Origin of the sequence: Rhizobium sp. Nf11,1 (assembly GCF_050587665.1) — a bacterium.
Classification (GTDB): Bacteria; Pseudomonadota; Alphaproteobacteria; order Rhizobiales; family Rhizobiaceae; genus Rhizobium.
The window spans coordinates 14,605-32,222 of the sequence record NZ_JBOBHU010000006.1 but is presented as its reverse complement, the minus strand read 5'-3'; the positions used below and the strand labels follow the sequence as shown (position 1 = coordinate 32,222).

General features: G+C 60.6%; 17 protein-coding genes. 8 read left to right on the top strand and 9 right to left on the bottom strand.

What is annotated here, in order from left to right:
- Window positions 1–159 precede the first annotated feature (159 nt).
- The 3 genes from ACQ7C1_RS11110 to ACQ7C1_RS11100 all read right to left on the bottom strand — a co-directional run bounded on the left by ACQ7C1_RS11110 (window position 160) and on the right by ACQ7C1_RS11100 (window position 4,120).
- Window positions 160–1,527, bottom strand: a complete 1,368-nt coding sequence (locus ACQ7C1_RS11110; protein WP_430958299.1) for a glutamine synthetase family protein — start codon at window positions 1,525–1,527, stop codon at window positions 160–162.
- A gap of 146 nt (window positions 1,528–1,673) precedes the next feature.
- On the bottom strand, window positions 1,674–3,230 hold the full coding sequence (locus ACQ7C1_RS11105; RefSeq protein ID WP_430958298.1) for an amino acid permease: 1,557 nt from the start codon (window positions 3,228–3,230) through the stop codon (window positions 1,674–1,676).
- A gap of 119 nt (window positions 3,231–3,349) precedes the next feature.
- The gene (locus ACQ7C1_RS11100; RefSeq protein ID WP_430958297.1) at window positions 3,350–4,120 is read right to left on the bottom strand and encodes an N-formylglutamate amidohydrolase; all 771 of its coding nucleotides are present in this window, start codon (window positions 4,118–4,120) and stop codon (window positions 3,350–3,352) included.
- A 177-nt stretch (window positions 4,121–4,297) separates the two neighbouring features.
- On the opposite strand from ACQ7C1_RS11100, the gene ACQ7C1_RS11095 reads away from it, so the two are divergent.
- From ACQ7C1_RS11095 to ACQ7C1_RS11075, 5 genes are all read left to right on the top strand, one after another.
- Complete coding sequence (locus ACQ7C1_RS11095) at window positions 4,298–5,170, top strand: MurR/RpiR family transcriptional regulator (protein ID WP_221112200.1); 873 nt, start codon at window positions 4,298–4,300, stop codon at window positions 5,168–5,170.
- A gap of 189 nt (window positions 5,171–5,359) precedes the next feature.
- Window positions 5,360–6,463 (top strand): ABC transporter substrate-binding protein, encoded by a 1,104-nt coding sequence (locus tag ACQ7C1_RS11090; RefSeq protein WP_085778819.1) that lies wholly within the window; start codon window positions 5,360–5,362, stop codon window positions 6,461–6,463.
- A 70-nt stretch (window positions 6,464–6,533) separates the two neighbouring features.
- Window positions 6,534–7,427 carry an ABC transporter permease gene (locus tag ACQ7C1_RS11085; RefSeq protein ID WP_085778820.1) on the top strand — a complete coding sequence of 298 codons (894 nt, stop codon included), beginning with the start codon at window positions 6,534–6,536 and terminating at the stop codon, window positions 7,425–7,427.
- On the top strand, window positions 7,424–8,212 hold the full coding sequence (locus ACQ7C1_RS11080; protein ID WP_085778821.1) for an ABC transporter permease: 789 nt from the start codon (window positions 7,424–7,426) through the stop codon (window positions 8,210–8,212). Before ACQ7C1_RS11085 ends, ACQ7C1_RS11080 begins: the two co-directional genes overlap by 4 nt.
- 12 nt (window positions 8,213–8,224) lie before the next feature.
- Window positions 8,225–9,286 (top strand): ABC transporter ATP-binding protein, encoded by a 1,062-nt coding sequence (locus ACQ7C1_RS11075; protein ID WP_183701793.1) that lies wholly within the window; start codon window positions 8,225–8,227, stop codon window positions 9,284–9,286.
- A gap of 361 nt (window positions 9,287–9,647) precedes the next feature.
- On the opposite strand, the gene ACQ7C1_RS11070 is transcribed toward ACQ7C1_RS11075, so the two are convergent.
- The 5 genes from ACQ7C1_RS11070 to ACQ7C1_RS11050 form a co-directional block, all read right to left on the bottom strand.
- Window positions 9,648–10,649, bottom strand: a complete 1,002-nt coding sequence (locus ACQ7C1_RS11070; RefSeq protein WP_430958296.1) for an ABC transporter ATP-binding protein — start codon at window positions 10,647–10,649, stop codon at window positions 9,648–9,650.
- A gap of 10 nt (window positions 10,650–10,659) precedes the next feature.
- Entirely contained in the window at window positions 10,660–11,721 is a 1,062-nt protein-coding gene (locus ACQ7C1_RS11065) for a Gfo/Idh/MocA family protein (protein ID WP_430958295.1), read from the bottom strand.
- Entirely contained in the window at window positions 11,718–12,557 is an 840-nt protein-coding gene (locus ACQ7C1_RS11060) for a carbohydrate ABC transporter permease (protein WP_097597924.1), read from the bottom strand. The genes ACQ7C1_RS11065 and ACQ7C1_RS11060 overlap by 4 nt, the downstream gene beginning before the upstream one ends.
- Before the next feature lie 9 nt (window positions 12,558–12,566).
- Complete coding sequence (locus tag ACQ7C1_RS11055; protein WP_085778826.1) at window positions 12,567–13,514, bottom strand: carbohydrate ABC transporter permease; 948 nt, start codon at window positions 13,512–13,514, stop codon at window positions 12,567–12,569.
- Window positions 13,515–13,732: 218 nt separating this feature from the next.
- On the bottom strand, window positions 13,733–14,992 hold the full coding sequence (locus tag ACQ7C1_RS11050; protein WP_097597922.1) for an ABC transporter substrate-binding protein: 1,260 nt from the start codon (window positions 14,990–14,992) through the stop codon (window positions 13,733–13,735).
- Window positions 14,993–15,195: 203 nt separating this feature from the next.
- On the opposite strand from ACQ7C1_RS11050, the gene ACQ7C1_RS11045 reads away from it, so the two are divergent.
- Genes ACQ7C1_RS11045 through ACQ7C1_RS11035 form a run of 3 tightly spaced genes read left to right on the top strand, consistent with a single transcriptional unit; the run spans window position 15,196 to window position 17,158 of the window.
- On the top strand, window positions 15,196–15,516 hold the full coding sequence (locus tag ACQ7C1_RS11045) for a hypothetical protein (protein WP_430958294.1): 321 nt from the start codon (window positions 15,196–15,198) through the stop codon (window positions 15,514–15,516).
- A complete protein-coding gene (locus ACQ7C1_RS11040) occupies window positions 15,513–16,397 on the top strand; it encodes a BadF/BadG/BcrA/BcrD ATPase family protein (protein WP_430958293.1) in 885 nt (294 codons plus the stop codon). The genes ACQ7C1_RS11045 and ACQ7C1_RS11040 overlap by 4 nt, the downstream gene beginning before the upstream one ends.
- Complete coding sequence (locus ACQ7C1_RS11035) at window positions 16,394–17,158, top strand: GntR family transcriptional regulator (RefSeq protein WP_285191518.1); 765 nt, start codon at window positions 16,394–16,396, stop codon at window positions 17,156–17,158. Before ACQ7C1_RS11040 ends, ACQ7C1_RS11035 begins: the two co-directional genes overlap by 4 nt.
- Window positions 17,159–17,231: 73 nt before the next feature.
- Here ACQ7C1_RS11035 and ACQ7C1_RS11030 read toward each other — a convergent pair whose 3' ends face one another.
- Entirely contained in the window at window positions 17,232–17,474 is a 243-nt protein-coding gene (locus ACQ7C1_RS11030) for a type II toxin-antitoxin system Phd/YefM family antitoxin (RefSeq protein ID WP_430958292.1), read from the bottom strand.
- Window positions 17,475–17,618: the final 144 nt, after the last annotated feature.

Sequence of the window (17,618 nt, the reverse complement as noted above, 5' to 3'; positions counted from 1 at the left end):
CCCTCATCCGCCTGCCGGCACCTTCTCCCCGCTGGCGGGGAGAAGGGACTGCGCAGCAACGCTTTCGTCAACCGCAAATCCCGCGCAGGGCACGTCCCCTCTCCCCGTTTTAACGGGGAGAGGGTTAGGGTGAGGGGCAAGCAAACCCACAAAACGCTATTAAGCTCTTTCGAACCCGCGCGCCACTTCCCAATCGGTGATGCGGCGGTCGTATTCTTCCTGCTCCCATTCGGCAGCACGAGTGTAATGGTCGATGACGTCGTCGCCGAAGGCTTTGCGCAGCATCGCCGATTCCGTCATCGCATTCGCCGCCGAACGTAGTGTGCGCGGGATTTCGCGAATGTCCTTGCCGCCATAGGCGTCGCCGACGAAGGGAGCTTCGAGTTCCAGCTTGTTCTCGATCCCGTCGATACCAGCGGCAAGCAGCGCGGCGAAGGCGAGATAGGGATTGAGATCGGAGCCTCCGACCCGACATTCGATGCGGATACCCTTGGTCTCCTCGCCGCAGAGACGATAGCCGGCAGTGCGGTTGTCCTTGCTCCAGATCGCCTTGGTCGGCGCAAAGGTGCCGGCCATGAAGCGCTTGTAGGAATTGATGTAGGGCGCCAGGAAATAGGTGATCTCGCTCGCATGGGCGAGAAGCCCGGCAACGTAATTGTGCATCAGCGGCGACATGCCGTATTTGCCGGCATGGTCGAAGAACAGCGGCTTTTCCTCGAGGCTCCAGAGCGACTGGTGGATGTGCGAAGAGCTGCCGGCCGCATTGTAGTTCCACTTCGCCAGGAAGGTGATGGCCTTGCCCTTCGACCAGGCGATCTCCTTGCAGCCGTTCTTGATAATCGCATGCCGATCGGCCATGGCGAGCGCATCGGCATAGCGCACGTTAATCTCCTCCTGGCCGGCGGAGGCCTCGCCCTTGGAGTTCTCGACCGGAATGCCTGCGCCCTGCAGTCCGGTGCGGATCGCCCGCATCACCTCTTCTTCCTTGGTGGTCTGGAAGATGTGGTAGTCCTCGTTATAGGCGCTGGCGAGCTTGAGATTGCGGTAGCCCGAGGCATGCGCCGCCTCGTAGCTCTGGTTGAACAGGAAGAATTCGAGCTCGGAAGCCATATAGGCCTTCATGCCCATGTCTTCGAGCCGCTTCACCTGCTTCTTCAAGATCGCGCGCGGCGAATGGGCAACCTCTTCATGGGTGTGATGGTCGAGCACGTCGCAGAGTACCAGGGCCGTACCTTCGAGCCAGGGAATGCGGCGCAGCGTCGAAAGATCCGGCTTCATCGTATAGTCGCCGTATCCCTTCTCCCAGCTCGTCGCCTTGTAGCCGGAGACGGTTTCCATCTCTATGTCGGTCGCCTGCAGGTAGTTGCAGCTGTGCGTTTCTTTCCAGGCGCTCTCGACGAAATATTCCCCCTGGAAACGCTTTCCCATCAGCCGGCCCTGCATATCCACCTGGCAGGCGAGAACCGTATCGATGCGCCCTTCGGCAACATCCTTCCTAAGATCGTCGATTGTGTAGCTGCTGCTCATGATTGATCCGCCTGAACTGGAATTGAAGAAATCGGGGCAACGAAATCGCATGCGCTCGGCCTGGTACACGGCCCGATGCCTTTTCGTTGATCCGGTGATGGGGCCGCAGGATGCGGCCCCGCCACTTGAGAGGGAAGCCTCGATGCTTAACGTTCGCCGCTTTCGCCGACGGCCGCCTCGGCCGCCGCGATCTCGGCCTGGCGCTTCGCCACGTCGGCGCCGATCGGCGGCCCCTTGAAGCGACGGCTCTCGAAGCCGAACCAGACGATGCCGGTGACCACGAGGAAGCCGACGGTGATGTAGAGCGCCCATTCGTTCGGTGGCTGGATGCCTAGAATGAAGATCAGCATCATCGCTATGATCGACAGCACCGCGAACAGCTTGAAGACGCCCTCTCCGAGGTTCCACGGGCCCATTTTGTCCCACTTCGACGTGCCCCAGGCGAAGAGGCCGAGCGTAATCGGGATCGCGAAGGAGAAGAATAGGAAGATGACCGTGCACGAGACGACGATCGTGTAAACCGGGGTATCCCCGATCGTAACGAGCGACGAGCCCCAGACGAACAGCACCGACAGGATCGAGCCCGTCCAGATCGCGGCAACCGGGGTACGATACTGCGGGCTGACCTTCGACAGCGCCTTGGAGGCCGGCAGCCCGCCGTCACGCGAGAAGGCGAAGATCATGCGGGAGACCGAGGTGACGGTCGCAAGGCCGCACAGCCATTGGCTGACGAAGATCGCAAGATAAAGGAGGTCCTTGACGACCGGGTTCACCTGGCTGTCCATCGCCCAGAAGAACACGTTCCAGCCCTGTTTTGCCGCCTCATCCATGTTCGGCAGCATCAGCACGAAGGCGCACAGCATGATATAGCCGAACAGCGCCGACCATAGAACCGAGGCCACCATGCCGCGCGGGACCGAATGGGCGGCCTTGACCGTCTCTTCCGACGTATGCGCAGAGGCGTCATAGCCGGTGATGGTGTAGATCGGCAGCAGCAGACCGAGAAGGAAGACCCAGGCGCCCGAGGTGGACGGCCAGACGTTGCCACCGACTTCGCCGGAATAATTGGCGAAGGTGAAGAGCCGGCCGAATTCATAGGAGGGCGCCGCGAGAAGGCATACGACCGCCAGCGCGATCGAAGTCGCGAAGATCAGGTAGCCCGAAAAGTCGGTCAGCTTCGCAGTCAATCCGATGCCCATGTGGTTCACCAGGGCCTGAGCGCCGGTGATGATCACCAGGAACAGGATGCGCACCGTCGTTGTGTCAGTCAGCCCGAGATAGGTCGTGCCGAAGGAGCCCATGAAGAAATAATAGGTGCCGACATTGATGGCGCCGAGCACGGTGACGAGACCAAGCAGGTTGAACCAGGCGGTCAGCCAGCCGGTGAAGCGGTTGCCGAGAATCGAGCCCCAGTGATAGAGGCCGCCAGCCGTCGGATAGGCGGAGCTGATCTGCGCCATGGCGACGGCGAAGACGAGCGAGATGAAGCAACCGACCGGCCAGCCGATGCCGATCGCCGCTCCGCCGGCGCCCGAGGTCGCCTGGGCCAGCGAATTGATGCCGCCGGAAAGAATGCAGATGATGGAGAATGATACGGCGAAATTCGAGAACGAACTCATCCGTCGTTCGAGTTCCTGGGCATAGCCCATCGAATGCAGGATGTGCACATCCTGCTTCTTATCAAGTTCGGTATAGTCCGACATGACTTCCCCCTGTTCACGACAGGCCGCGGAATTGCGGCCTGTCTAGTGCCAATTGCCCGCGGCTTTTTCGCCGTGCGGACGTCCGCAGATAAACTGCTCCCTCGGGTCTTGTTTTTTATTCAGGCTTCCAGGCTGTGCTGGAGAAGCCCTGTCAGATAGTCGGCCATGACCCCTTGGCCGCCATCGTCTGCGATGAGGTCGTTACGGACCTCGATCATTACATTGCGCAAGCCGTTCGAAAGCCCGTGCAGGATCAGCGTGTGGGTCACGCCGTCCGCAGGCCCGTAAGGCTGGTTGCGTTCAGTCCTGTAAAGCGGCGCGCCGGCCGCAGCCTCCAGCATGCGGTCGGCGAGCCGACTGTCCTCGTCGTGCAATATGCCGAGTTCGACGGCGCGTTGCCGTCCATGATAGACCGGCGTGAAGCTGTGCATCGTCACGATGACGGTATCCTGCCCCCTCGCCCGACGATCGCGGATCAGTCCGCGGATGGCATCATGGAAAGGCACGTAAAGCGCATCGGTGCGCGCCAGACGCTCCTCGGCGCTCAAATCCTTGTTGCCGGGAATGGCATAGATCTCGCTGGTTTCCGGCATGGCGCCCAATGAACTTGGCGGCCGGTTGCAGTCGTAGATCAGCCGGGAGAAGCGCTGGAAGACGAGAGTCGCGTCGAGTGCCTGCGACACGCCGCGGGCAACCGCGAGCGCACCCGGATCCCAGGCGATATGGCTCGACAGCGCTTCGTTGGGTAGGCCGAGATCGCCGAACCGGGCAGGAAGTGTCTTCGAAGCGTGTTCGCAGACGAGCAACACTGGGCTCCGGCCGTCGATGCGTTCGATCCCGACGCAATCGCCATCCGCTTCGCTGAGGATTTTTGGCCGGGCCAGCACCAACGGCGCCACTCCTATCCCTTAATAAAAGCTTTATAGAAAAGAATTCTTCAGCTTTTGGCGACTGTCAAGCAGTCGCTGAAAATTTCTTTTCATGACAGTGGTTGACATGGATTGTGACAGCGTTGTTAACTTTGGTCGGAGGAGTGGCGCCAGACCACCCCCGGGGAGCAAGATCAAGTGACCACTGCGTCGAAGACGGTTTCGGACGTCATACATTCGCATCTCGGCGTGTTGACACGTGCCGAGAAACAATTGGCGGAAAGCCTTCTCGACAATTATCCGGTTTCCGGCCTCGGCAGCATCACCACGATCGCAGAGAACGCCGGCGTTTCAACACCGACCGTCGTACGGATGGTGCAGAAGCTCGGTTTCAAGGGGTATCCCGATTTTCAGGCGCGCCTGCATCAGGAGGTCGAAGCGACGATTTCCAATCCCATCACCAAGCACGATCGCTGGGCGCAAAACGCGCCGGGCACTCATATCCTCAACCGTTTCGCCGATGCCATCATGGGCAATCTGCGCCAGACACTGACCGATCTCGATACGGCGACCTTCGACAGCGTCGCCTCGCTGCTGTCGGATCGCAAGCGCGGCCTCTATTTCGTCGGCGGCCGCATCACCGGCGCGCTGGCCGAGTATTTCTTCACCCATATGCAGGTCATCCGGCCGGCCACGACACTGCTGTCGTCCAATTCCAGCAGCTGGCCGCAATATGCCCTCAACATGAACGCCGGCGACATCCTGATCATCTTCGATATCCGCCGCTATGAGCAGGAAATGGTCAGCCTTGCCACCGCCGCCCGCAAGCGCGGTGCCGAAATCGTCGTCTTCACCGACCAATGGGCCTCGCCCGCTGCCAAACTCGCGCGGCACGCTTTCCGCGTCCGCATCGAAGCGCCATCGGCCTGGGATTCGTCGGTCGTCACTCTTTTCATCGTCGAGGCTCTGATCGAGGCCGTCCAGAATTCCACCTGGGATGAGACGAAGGAGCGCATGAAGACGCTGGAAGGGCTGTTCGAGCAGAGCAGGCTTTTCCGCAAACCGAGTTAAGAGGGAAAGGCTAAAAGAGAGGGAAAAACAAACGCGGACTTGGCGGAAGTGAACGATGCCGTCGCAAATGAAACATCAGTCACAAGCGCCTGCTGTTCCGGCAAAACTAACGTCATCCAACCGTCACACAAGCTTCATGTAAGCTGATTAACAGCATCGCCAGACACTGAAAACCGAAGGAGAACAACAGTGATCTCTAACATTTCTCGACTCCTGTCGCTTTCTACTGCGATGATCGTGGCTTCGACCGCGATTGCCGCCGCAGAACCGAGCGCAGAACTGATCGCCGCCGCCAAAAAGGAAGGCACGCTGACCACGATCGCTCTCCCGCACGACTGGTGCGGCTACGGCGAGGTCATTGCGGGCTTCAAGGCCAAGTACGGCCTCGAGGTCAACGAGCTGAACCCGGATGCCGGCTCGGGTGACGAAATCGAAGCGATCAAGGCCAACAAGGGCAACACCGGTCCGCAGGCCCCCGACGTCATCGACGTCGGCCTCTCCTTCGGCCCGTCCGCCAAGAAGGACGGTCTGATCCAGCCTTACAAGGTCTCCACCTGGGATTCGATCCCGGATACAGCAAAGGATCCGGAAGGCTACTGGTACGGCGACTACTACGGCGTTCTCTCGTTCCTCGTGAACAAGGACCTCGTCAAGGAATCGCCGGCTGATTGGCCCGACCTGAAGAAGAGCGATTACGCAAACAGCGTCGCGCTGGCAGGCGATCCGCGCACCGCCAACCAGGCTGTCCAGGGCGTCTACGCCGCCGGTCTTTCCGCATCCGGCGGTGACGCTGCCAAGGCAGGCGAAGAAGGCCTGAAGTTCTTTGCCGAGCTGAACAAGGCCGGCAACTTCGTGCCCGTCGTCGGCAAGGCCGCTCCCTTCGCGCAGGGATCCACACCGATCATCATCGCCTGGGACTATAACGCGTTGTCTTGGGGTGAAGGCCTGAAGGGCAACCCTCCGTTCGAAGTCGTCGTTCCGAAGACGGGTGTCGTCGCCGGTGTATACGTGCAGGCGATTTCCGCCTTCGCTCCGCACCCGAACGCCGCCAAGCTCTGGATGGAATACCTCTATTCCGACGAAGGTCAGCTCGGCTGGCTGAAGGGCTATTGCCACCCGATCCGCTTCAACGATCTTGCCAAGAACAACAAGATCCCGAAGGAACTGCTCGATAAGCTGCCGCCGGCAGCAGCCTATGAAAAGGCCGTCTTCCCGACGCTCGAAGAGCAAGCGGCAGGCAAGGAAACCATCACCAAGAACTGGGATTCCGTCGTCGGCGCCAACGTTAAGTAAACTCCGATCCGGCCTCCCCGCCCCAAGGGCGGGGAGGTCTTCTCACTCCGATGCCCAGGATGAGCTTTTCATGAGTACCGTTTCAACGCCGATGGTGAGCAGCGCCCCCTTGATCAACAAAGACCGCGTGATCGACTGGCTGGGCATTGCGCCCTTCATCATTTTTTCTCTTCTGTTCCTGATCATCCCCACGCTCTATCTTGTGGCGGGCGCATTCCTGACGCCCGAGGGCGATTTCACGCTGAAGAATATCGGCGATCTTTTTACTCCATCGATCATGAGCGCCTACTGGATCAGTATCAAGGTCTCGGTGGCATCCGCCCTTGGCGGCGCGCTGATCGGATTTTTTCTCGCCTGGGCCGTCGTGCTCGGTGGTCTGCCCGCCTCGGTGCGCTCGACGCTTTTGACCTTTTCCGGCGTAGCCTCGAATTTCGCCGGCGTGCCGCTTGCCTTCGCCTTCCTGGCGACGCTCGGCCGCACCGGCCTCGTGACGGTATTCCTGCGGGAATGGTTCGGCTTCAATCTCTACGGCACCGGCTTCAACCTTCTGTCCTTCTTCGGCCTAACCATCACCTATATGTATTTTCAGATCCCGCTGATGGTGCTGATCCTGACGCCGGCGCTCGACGGCATGAAGAAGGAATGGCGCGAGGCCTCCGAGATTCTAGGCGCCACCAACCGCCAATATTGGATGATGGTCGCCCTGCCGATCCTGTGGCCGAGCCTGCTCGGCACCACGCTGCTTCTCTTCGCCAACGCCTTCGGCGCCATTGCCACCGCCTTCGCGCTGACTGGCAGCTCGCTCAACATCGTGCCGATCCTGCTCTACGCGCAGATCCGGGGCGACGTTCTGCACAATGCCAATCTTGGTTACGCCATTGCGCTCGGCATGATCGTCATCACAGGCGTCTCCAACGTCCTTTACCTCATGCTGCGCATGCGCGCCGAGCGGTGGCAGAAATGAAAACACAACGTCTTGGAGCCTGGATTGCCATCATTCTCGGCGCATCCTATTTCATCATTCCGCTGATCGGCACGATCGAATTTTCGCTGCGCATGCGCCGCGGCGAATACAGCCTCGACGCCTATCAGTCGGTTTTCTCGGACATACAATTTCGCGAGACCTTCGGCTACTCCATGCTGATGGCGTTGCTCACCATCGTCTTCGGCATGCTGCTCGTGGTGCCGACGGCCTACTGGGTGCGGCTGCGCCTGCCGCAGATGCGTCCTGTTGTCGAGTTCATCACGCTGCTGCCGCTCGTCATTCCGGCGATCGTCATCGTCTTCGGCTACCTCAGAATGTACAATTCGTCATCCTACTTGCCGCTGACGGGTTCGACGACCGGGACCAACGCCCTGCTGGTCTTCTCCTATATCACGCTGTCCCTGCCCTACATGTACCGCGCCGTCGATACTGCCATGCGCGCCATCGATGTCCGTACGTTGACGGAAGCGGCCGAAAGCCTCGGCGCCCGCTGGACGACCATCATGTTCCGCTGCATCTTCCCGAATGTCATGAGCGGCGTACTCTCCGGCGCCTTCATCACATTGGCGATCGTCATGGGCGAGTTCACCTTCGCCGCATTGCTCAACCGTCCGGCCTTCGGCCCCTATTTGCAGCTCGTCGGCGCCAACAAGGCCTATGAACCTTCGGCGCTCGCCGTCATCGCTTTCTCGATCACCTGGCTCAGCATGGGCCTGCTCAATCTCGTTTCCCGCTTCGGCAAAGCCCGCCCGGCAAAGGCTTAAGGTAACCGGCTCATGTCTTTCCTCACTCTGAATAACATCCAGAAATCCTTCGGCCCGGTTCAGGTCGTCAAGAATTTCAACATGAACATCGAGAAGGGCGAATTCATCTCCTTCCTAGGCCCGTCAGGCTGCGGCAAGACCACCGTCCTGCGCATGATCGCCGGCTTCGAAACCCCGACCGGCGGCACGCTGACCATCAACGGCAAGGATCAGAGCGCGCTGAAGCCGAACCAGCGCAATATCGGCATGGTCTTCCAGGCCTATGCCCTGTTCCCCAACATGTCGGTGCACGACAACGTCGCCTTCGGCCTCAAGGTTGCCGGCGCGCCGAAGCCGGAGATCGACGCCCGCGTCAAGGAAATGCTCGGCCTGATCAAGCTCGATCATCTCGCCGACCGTTACCCCTATCAGCTGTCGGGCGGCCAGCAACAGCGCGTGGCACTTGCCCGCGCGCTCGCCGTTAAACCGCAGGTGCTGCTGCTCGACGAACCCCTCTCGGCGCTCGATGCCAAAATTCGCGTGTCACTGCGCGAGGAAATCCGCCAGATCCAGCAGCAGCTCGGCATTACCACCGTCTTCGTCACCCACGACCAGGAAGAGGCGCTGTCGATTTCCGATCGCATCGTCGTCATGAACGCCGGCAAGGCCGACCAGATCGGCTCGCCCTTCGACATCTACAACAAGCCGGCCACGCGCTTCGTCGCCTCCTTCGTCGGCACGCTGAACCTGATTGAGGCCAAAGTCGTCGATCCGGATACCAACCTCATCCAGATCGGCGATCAGAAGATCACCCTGAAACAGTCGGTCGCAGCCCACAAGGCGGGCGAGACCATCTCGCTGGCGCTGCGCCCGGAAGCAGGCTCGCTCTCCGACACTGCCAGAAGCGATACGGCGCTCACCGGCCAGGTCGTCTCGGCTCACTTCCTCGGTTCAGTCATTCGCACCCGCATGAATGTCGGCGGCAACGTCATTTCCTTCGACATGTTCAACAGCCCCGGCGTCACCCCGCCCCAGGCCGGAGAAACCGTGACGCTCCGCTTCATGGCTGCCGATTTGCTGATCATCCGCGACTGAGTTCACAAATATAGCTCACGCAAGAGGCGCCGCGAAACGGCGCCTTTTCATTGCTAGGAATGATCGAGGAGAGGTCGTGACCGCCTGAAACACCCGGCGCGGTGTGCCTCCACGCCAGGGGCAGGTTTGGCTTGAGCGCCATCCCCACTCTCCGTCATCCCAGGCCTTGAGCTGCCTTTGAGCCTGGGGTCCATGCCCGTAGCTGCTGATGGATGCGGTTTGGATGCTCGGCTCAAGGCCGAGCATGCCGGAGTGTGGGGTTGGATGGTGGAACAATCGCGCGCAGACCCTCATGTCAGGCATGCCACCTGTCAGTGAACCCACAATGCCGGCTATCGCCAAACAATTGACAATGCCGCTCTCACCGAATCGCCCGGTCGTCCGCGTCAAAGCGATGCACACGCGCTTGATCCGGCGTCGCATAGACGATCTCATCGGGCTCATACTGGTGCTCGCCGAAAAGGCGCGCAGTCAGCAGGCCGCACTGCTCGGATTCCAGATAGATGATCGTGTCGGCGCCGAGATGCTCGACATGCACGACCTTCGCAGGCCACGTCCCCTGCTCGCGCGACAGCGTCATGTGTTCGGGACGCACACCGATCGTCTTGGCGCTATGATCGCCCACCTTGTCGCCGGGGACGAAATTCATCTGCGGCGAGCCGATGAAGCCGGCGACGAAGACGTTGGCCGGGCGGTTGTAAAGCTCCATCGGCGAGCCGATCTGCTCGATCGAGCCGGCATTCAGCACGACGATCTTGTCGGCAAGCGTCATCGCCTCCACCTGGTCGTGGGTGACGTAGATCATCGTCGCCTTCAGGCCGCGGTGCAGCCGGGCGATTTCGAGCCGGGTCTGGACGCGCAGCGCCGCATCGAGGTTCGACAGCGGCTCATCGAACAGGAAGAGTTCCGGTTCGCGCACGATGGCGCGGCCGATCGCGACGCGCTGCCGCTGGCCGCCGGAGAGCTCGGCTGGCCGCCGCCCTAGATAAGGCGCGAGCGAGAGCATGCCGGACGCCTTGCCGACCCGCTTGTCGATCTCGTCCTTGGCCGTTCCCGCCTGTTTGAGGCCGAGTCCCATATTGTCCTTGACCGTCAGGTGCGGATAGAGCGCATAGGACTGGAACACCATGGCGATGCCGCGCTTGGCCGGCGGCGTCAGCGTCTCGTCGCGGCCGTTGATGACGACGGCGCCCGAGGTCACGTCCTCGAGGCCGGCGATGCTGCGCAACAGCGTTGATTTTCCGCAGCCGGACGGCCCGACGAAGATGACGAATTCGCCGTCCTTGACTTCGAGATCGATGCCTTTCAGCACCTCATGCGTGCCATAGGTCTTGCGGATGGATTTGAGTTGAAGCGATCCCACTGTGTTTCCCTTACAATCTGACCGGCTGGCCGGTACGCACGCTCTCGTCGGCGGCAAGGCAGATGCGCAGCGACGCCACCGCATCCGCCATATGGCGATCGAGGTTCAGATCCTCGCGGATCGCCCTCAGCATGAAGGCCTGTTCCAGGTCGCAGAGCGCCTGATGACCAGGCTCGCCTGTCATCCTCATATCCTGGTCGGGCCTGATGAATTTGCCGTCGGGGCCGGTTTCAGCCGTGTGCAGACGGATCACCGACGTCTTGGTGTGCGTGTCTATATCGTCGGACTTGGCATTCGGATCCATGACGATCGACACTGCGCCCTTCGGCGACATTACATCCTTCACGAAAAAGGCTGTCTCGGAGATCATCGGTCCCCAGCCGGCCTCATGCCAGCCGACCGAACCGTCCTCGAAAAGCACCTGTAGGTGGCCGTAATTATACATGTCGGCGGCGATTTCATCGGAGAGACGCAGCCCCATGCCGCGCACCTCGACGGCTCTCGCATCGGTGATCTGGCACATGACGTCGACATAATGCACGCCGCAATCGACGATCGGCGGGGTCGTGCGCATCAGCGACTTGTGCGTCGCCCAGGTCGGACCGCTGGACTGCTGGTTGAGGTTCATGCGGAAGACGTAAGGCGGGCCGAGCTTGCGCGCCTCTGCTATCAGCTTCATCCAGGACGGATGATGGCGAAGGATATAGCCGATCACCAGCTTGCGCCCCGCCTTCTTCGCTGCCGCAACGACCCGCTCGGCATCGGCGACGGTGGTCGCCAGCGGCTTTTCCACGAAGACATGACAACCGGCCTCGAAGGCGGCGACGGCATAATCGGCATGGCTGTCGGAATAGGTGTTGATCGAGCAGAGATCCGGCTTCAGCTCTGCAAGCGCCGTCGCGAAGTCGGGATGAACAGTATAGCCCTGCAGCGCGGGCTCCAGCTCCGGTGTCGAGCGATTGACGAGACCGACGATTTCGAAGCCGGGATTGTTGTGATAGGCGAGCGCGTGGCTGCGGCCCATGTTGCCGAGGCCCGCAACGACGACGCGGATCGGTTTCTCCTGGCTCATTTGACGGCTCCCGACGTGATGCCGCGGATCAGCTGCCGCGAGAAGATGACGTAAAGGATCAGGATCGGTAGGATGGCTAGCGACAGGGCCGCCAGCACCGCATTCCAGTTGGTGACGAACTGGCCGATGAAGATCTGCGAACCGAGCGTCACCGTCTTGGTGCTTTCGGCAGGCGCCAGGATCAGCGGGAACCAGAGGTCGTTCCAGATCGGAATCATCGTGAAGACGGCGACTGTCGCCATGGCCGGGCGCACCAGCGGCAGCACCAGGCGGAAGAAGATCGCATATTCGGAAAGCCCGTCGATGCGCCCGGCATTCTTCAGATCGTCCGAAACCGTGCGCATGAATTCCGACAGGATGAAGATCGCCAGCGGTATGCCCTGCGCGGTATAGACGAGGACGAGCGCCGTCAGCGTATTGACGAGACCGGCCGCCACCATGCCCTGCAGGATCGCCACCGTGCCGAGGCGGATCGGGATCATGATGCCAATCGCCATGTAGAGCCCGAGCAGCAGATTGCCGCGGAAGCGGTATTCAGACAGAGCGAAGGCGGCCATTGCGCCGAACAGCAGCACCAGCAGGATCGAAACAACAGTCACAACGAAGCTGTTCTGGAAATAGGTGGCGAAATCGCCTTGCCCCAGCACCGTCTGGTAGCCGACGAGGCTGAAGGTCGACGGCGTCGGGATCATCAGTGGTTCGCGGAAGATCGAGTTGCGATCCTTGAACGAGTTGACGATGGTCAGGAACACCGGAAACAGCGCGACCAGCGTATAGGCGCCGAGCGCCAAGTGCACGAGGCCGGTGCGGATCGGAGATGTGCGTGCCTTGGACATGCGCGCTCCTCAGAACTGGTAGCGACGCATGCGCCGCTGGATGACGAAGAGATAAAGCGAGACGCCGGCGAGAATGATGAGGAACATCACGGTCGCGATCGTCGCACCCATCGAGCGGTCACCAAGCTGCAGCTGGAAACCGAAGAAGGTGCGGTAAAGCAGTGTCCCGAGAATGTCGGTCGACATGTCGGGTCCGGCAAGCGCGCCCTGCACCGTGTAGATCAGGTCAAAGGCGTTGAAATTACCGACGAAGGTCAGGATCGATATAATGCCGATCGCTGGCAGGATGAGCGGCAGCTTGATCTTCCAGAACTGGGCCCAGCCGGTGACGCCGTCACATTCGGCCGCCTCGATCACCTCTTCGGGAATGCTGAGCAGCGCTGCATAGATCAGCATCATCGGAATGCCGATATATTGCCAATTGGAGATCAGCGACACGGCGATCAGCGCCGAACCCGGCTTGCCGAGCCACGGCGCGAACAGGAATTTCAAGCCGATGAGGTCGAGCATCCAGGGCGCCACACCCCAGATCGGCGACAGGATCAGCTTCCAGATGAAGCCGACGATGACGAAGGAGAGCAGCGTCGGCAGGAATATCGCCGTGCGGTAGAAGGCCACGCCCCGCAGCTTCGGTACCGAAAGCAGGGCTGCGAGCGCAATGCCGATCGGGTTCTGCACGCACATGTGGATGGCGAAGAAGATCACGTTGTTGACGAGGGCGTTCCAGAAATCATGCGCCCAGCGCGGATCGCCGAACAGCACCTTGAAATTCGCAAGCCCGACGAAGGCCGGCTGCCCGTCGACAGTGTTATAGAGCGAGAGCCTCAGCGTTTCGATGAGCGGCAGCACCATGACAGCGGAGTAGACGATCACCGCAGGCAGCATGAAGACGAAGATGTGCCAGCGCACCGGGCGCTTGATCGGGACGATATCGGCCGCGTTGTCGGTTTCGCTCATGGCTTTGCCTGTTCTTGTCGCCTCGCCGCAATCTTGCTGGCGCAGATGGAAAATGTTGCGCCTCGCCCGAACTCTCTGCGGTTGGCAAGAGAGGAAACGCCCTGCTGGGGATGCGATAACGGGCTGGGAGGTCGCTGCGAGTCTCCTTCTCCCCGCAAGCGGGGAGAAGGTGGCCGGCAGGCCGGATGAGGGGCCGCAAACGCCACCCCTGATCGCATTCACTTGGCCGGCTTGTACCAGCTATCGAGGCCCTTCTGCAGCTTCTCGGCGGCGACCTGCGGCGTATCCGTGCCGTTGATCACATTGGCCGATTCGACCCAGGTCTCGTTCTCGAGGTTCGGCGTGCCGCGCGACAGGATCTGGTAGGTCGAGCGGACGGTCGACTTGTAGGGGCCGCGCCAGGAAACGAACTCCTGAGCGAGCGGATCGGACATCTTCACCGGGCTGGAGTTCAGGCTGAAGAAGCCCGGCAGCGCGTTCGCATAGATATCGGCGAATTCGGGCGAAGCGACCCAGCTGAGGAACTTCTTAGCTTCCTCAGGATGCGTGCTCTTCGCGTTCAGGGCGACGCCGATATCAGGATGATCGGAAATATAGCCCTGGTCGCCTGCCTTCGGAACCGGCGGCGGGAAAGCGCCCATCTTGAACTGCGCCTGCGTGTTGAAGAGCGCGATCTCCCACGAACCGGCCGGGTAGATGGCGGCGCGGCCCAGCGTGAAGAGGTTCTGGCTGTCCGAATAGGTCTGGGCTTCGAAACCATCGCCGAGATAGGGCTTCCACTTGGCAAGCTCTTCAAAGGGCTTGACCCATGCGGGATCGGTCAGTTTCTGCTTGCCTGCGATCAGGGCTAGGCGGCCCTCTTCACCCTTCCAGTAGTTCGGGCCGATGTTCTGGTAGCCCATGGTAGCGGCTTCCCAGAGATCCTTCGTGCCCATGGCGAGCGGAATATAGGTGCCATCGGCCTTGATCTTGTCGAGGGCTGCGTAGAACTCGTCCTGCGTCTTCGGCACGGAGATGCCGAGCTTGTCGAAGGCATCCTTGTTGTAGATGAAGCCGTGGATGACCGAAGCCATCGGCACGCAGAAGGTGGACTTGCCGTCGTCGGTCGTCCAGGCAGCCTTGGCGACCGGCGAGAAGTTCTCCATACCCGACAGGCTGGTGATGTCGACGAGCTGCTTCTTGTTGAAGAGTTCGAGCGAGGCGTCGAACGGACGGCAGGTAATAATATCGCCTGCGGAGCCGGCATCGAGCTTGGCGTTCAGCGAAGCGTTGTATTCGGTCGGCGCTGTCGGCGAGAAGACGATCTTGATGCCCGGGTTTTTCGCTTCGAACGCCGGAATGATCTTCTCCTGCCAGATCTGCAGGTCGTCGTTACGCCAGCTTTCGACGGTCAGCGTGACATCGGCGGCATGGACGAGACCTGCCGAGGTCAGCAGGCTTGAGGCAAGCAGCAGGCTTTTCAGAGCAGTGTTTTTCATTTCCCTCTCCTGTTTTTAGCGCCGAGGCGCCGTTTTCGATCTGAAACAAGCAATTGGCGCGCCTGAGGAAACGCCCAATGCCCCTTGGAGGGCCGCCAGCAACTGCCGGCCCCGAAAGCTCGATAGGCCGAAGGCGATCGCCTGCGGTCCGGCTGCGCACCCTGCAGATAATCTGCATCGCGCGATGCCTGAGGGGGAAAGCTATGGATCCTAAATTATCCGCCAGCCTACCAAGCCAGGGGATCATTCTCCGATCATCTTCGAAGCGGGTCCGGCTTGGCTTTGCTGCCGGTTTTCGTGGTCTTCGAAATGCTGTTCCCTTTTTCCGAATTAAGGCCAAAAAAATACCAATTGTCCAGATGAAATTTAACATTTCGGCCATCAAAAATTCATTAAAAAATTTTGTTGAACAAAATCAATGGACTAAAAAGATAAAATTTTGCCGCCGCCCCCCACTTGGTAAATGGTATTTTTTTGGTATTGTAAGAAAAACCAAGGGGAACGGCGTATCGGAGGCCCGATGACGGAGCTTGCAATCGGCATAGACGGCGGCGGGACGAGCTGCCGGGCAGCGGTCGCGGATAGAAACGGCAACGTCCTTGGCCGCGGTAAGGCAGGCCCTGCCAATATCCTGTCCGACCTGGAAAACTCCCTGCTCAACATCGTCGAATCCGCCCGGCAGGCGCTCAGCGACGCTGGTCTCAACGCTGAAGCCCTATCCTCCGTTGTATCGGTCGTCGGCGTCGCGGGCGCCAACGTCTTGGACTACGGCAAACGAATCGAAAGAGCCCTGCCCTTTGCCCAAGGCTGTGTCGTCACTGATGCCTTGATCTCCCTACAGGGCGCGCTCGGCGATGCCGACGGCATCGTCGGCGCCTTCGGCACCGGTTCGGTCTATAATGCGCGAAGGGATGGCCGGCTGAAGGGCATCGGCGGCTGGGGCTTCGTTGTCGGCGACCAGGCAAGCGGCGCCCGCCTCGGCCGTGACCTCATGGAACGGTCGCTACTCGCCCGTGACGGGGTGCGCCCGGCATCGCCGATCACAGAAGCGGTCATGACCGAATACGGCAACGACCCGGAGCAGATCGTCAATTTCGCCCATACGGCCCGGCCAACGGATTTTGCCCGTTACGCGCCCATGGTCTTCAAACATGCGTCAGAAGGCGACGTCGTCGCGGTCGGTATCGTCAAGGACGCCGCAACGGCGATCGGCGAAAGCCTCGACGCGCTGCTCTGGCCGGAATGCCCGTCGATCTGCCTGCTCGGCGGTCTTGCGGAAGCTTACGAGCCCTGGCTTTCCGAACGCTACAAGCCGCTGCTCGCCAGGCCGAAGAACGATGCCCTGCAGGGCGCGGTGGAACTCGCGGTCAAGCTCCTCAACGATCAGCAGAGAGGTGCGGCATGACCGACGATCTCGCCACCCTCCTGTCTTTGCAGCGCCTGCAGGCGGCGGGTACCGGACCCCTCTATGTCAAGCTGCGCCGCACGCTCGAAGAAGCAGTGCGCACCGGCACGCTCGGCCAGGGCGATGCGCTGCCGCCGGAACGCGACATCGCCGAATTTGCCGCCGTCAGCCGCGTCACCGTCCGCAAGGCGATCGACGAGCTCGTCGCCGATGGCCTGCTGGTGCGCCGCCACGGCTCGGGCACCTTCGTCGCCAAACCAGTCTCCAAGGTCGAGCAGCGCCTGTCGCAGCTCACCTCTTTCACCGAGGACATGGCGCGCCGCGGCATGTCCTCCCGCTCCGAATGGCTGCACAAGGGCGTGCATACCCCCTCGCCCGACGAAATGATGATCCTTGGCCTACCCGCCGGCATGAAGGTGTCGCGACTCTCGCGCCTGCGCATCGCCGACGACCAGCCATTGGCAATCGAAAACGCCAGCGTCTCCGGCGAATTCCTGCCGGACCCCTCCGCCGTCACCAATTCGCTCTATGCCGAACTGGAGCGCCTCAACGTCCGCCCGGTACGCGCCGTACAGCGCATTTCGGCGACTAACATGAAGGAGGCCGACGCCCAGCTTCTCGGCGTTCCTGTCGGTGCGGCCGGCCTGTCGATCGAGCGTATCTCCTACCTCGGCTCCGGCCGCGCCGTGGAATTCACCCGCTCGCTCTATCGCGGCGATGCCTATGACTTCGTGGCCGAGCTGACGATCGGCGTGAGCTGACGGCTTGAGGCTATCCAAATTATACGGATAATTCGGGGATCGAAGGCTGGAAACCTATCAAGCAGAAGCAAACTCAACCGATCCCTTTCCAGACAGCGAGGGCGCCCTCGTCGATCGGCTCAAAGAAATCCGGCCCGTCTCCTAAGACTTTCCCTTTGAGCAGGCCAATTTTGAAGGAGGATCGTACAACCGGAACAAGCTTCACCACGGGCTTGCGCCCTTTGGTGATCACCACCTCCTCACCGGAAAGAGCGGCATCGATCAATTTCGACAGACTGGCCTGTGCGGCTCGGATGGTTACTTGGGCTTCCCTCACCTAGCTAAGGATGCCATTCCGTCGTCACTTCCGCTATCGAATTCAAACCGCCTGACCACGGGAAATTATCGCGCCACATCAAAAGCATGAAGCCGGAAAGTGAATCATTTTCCGGCTTCATCATCTGTTGATTCATTGCATTAA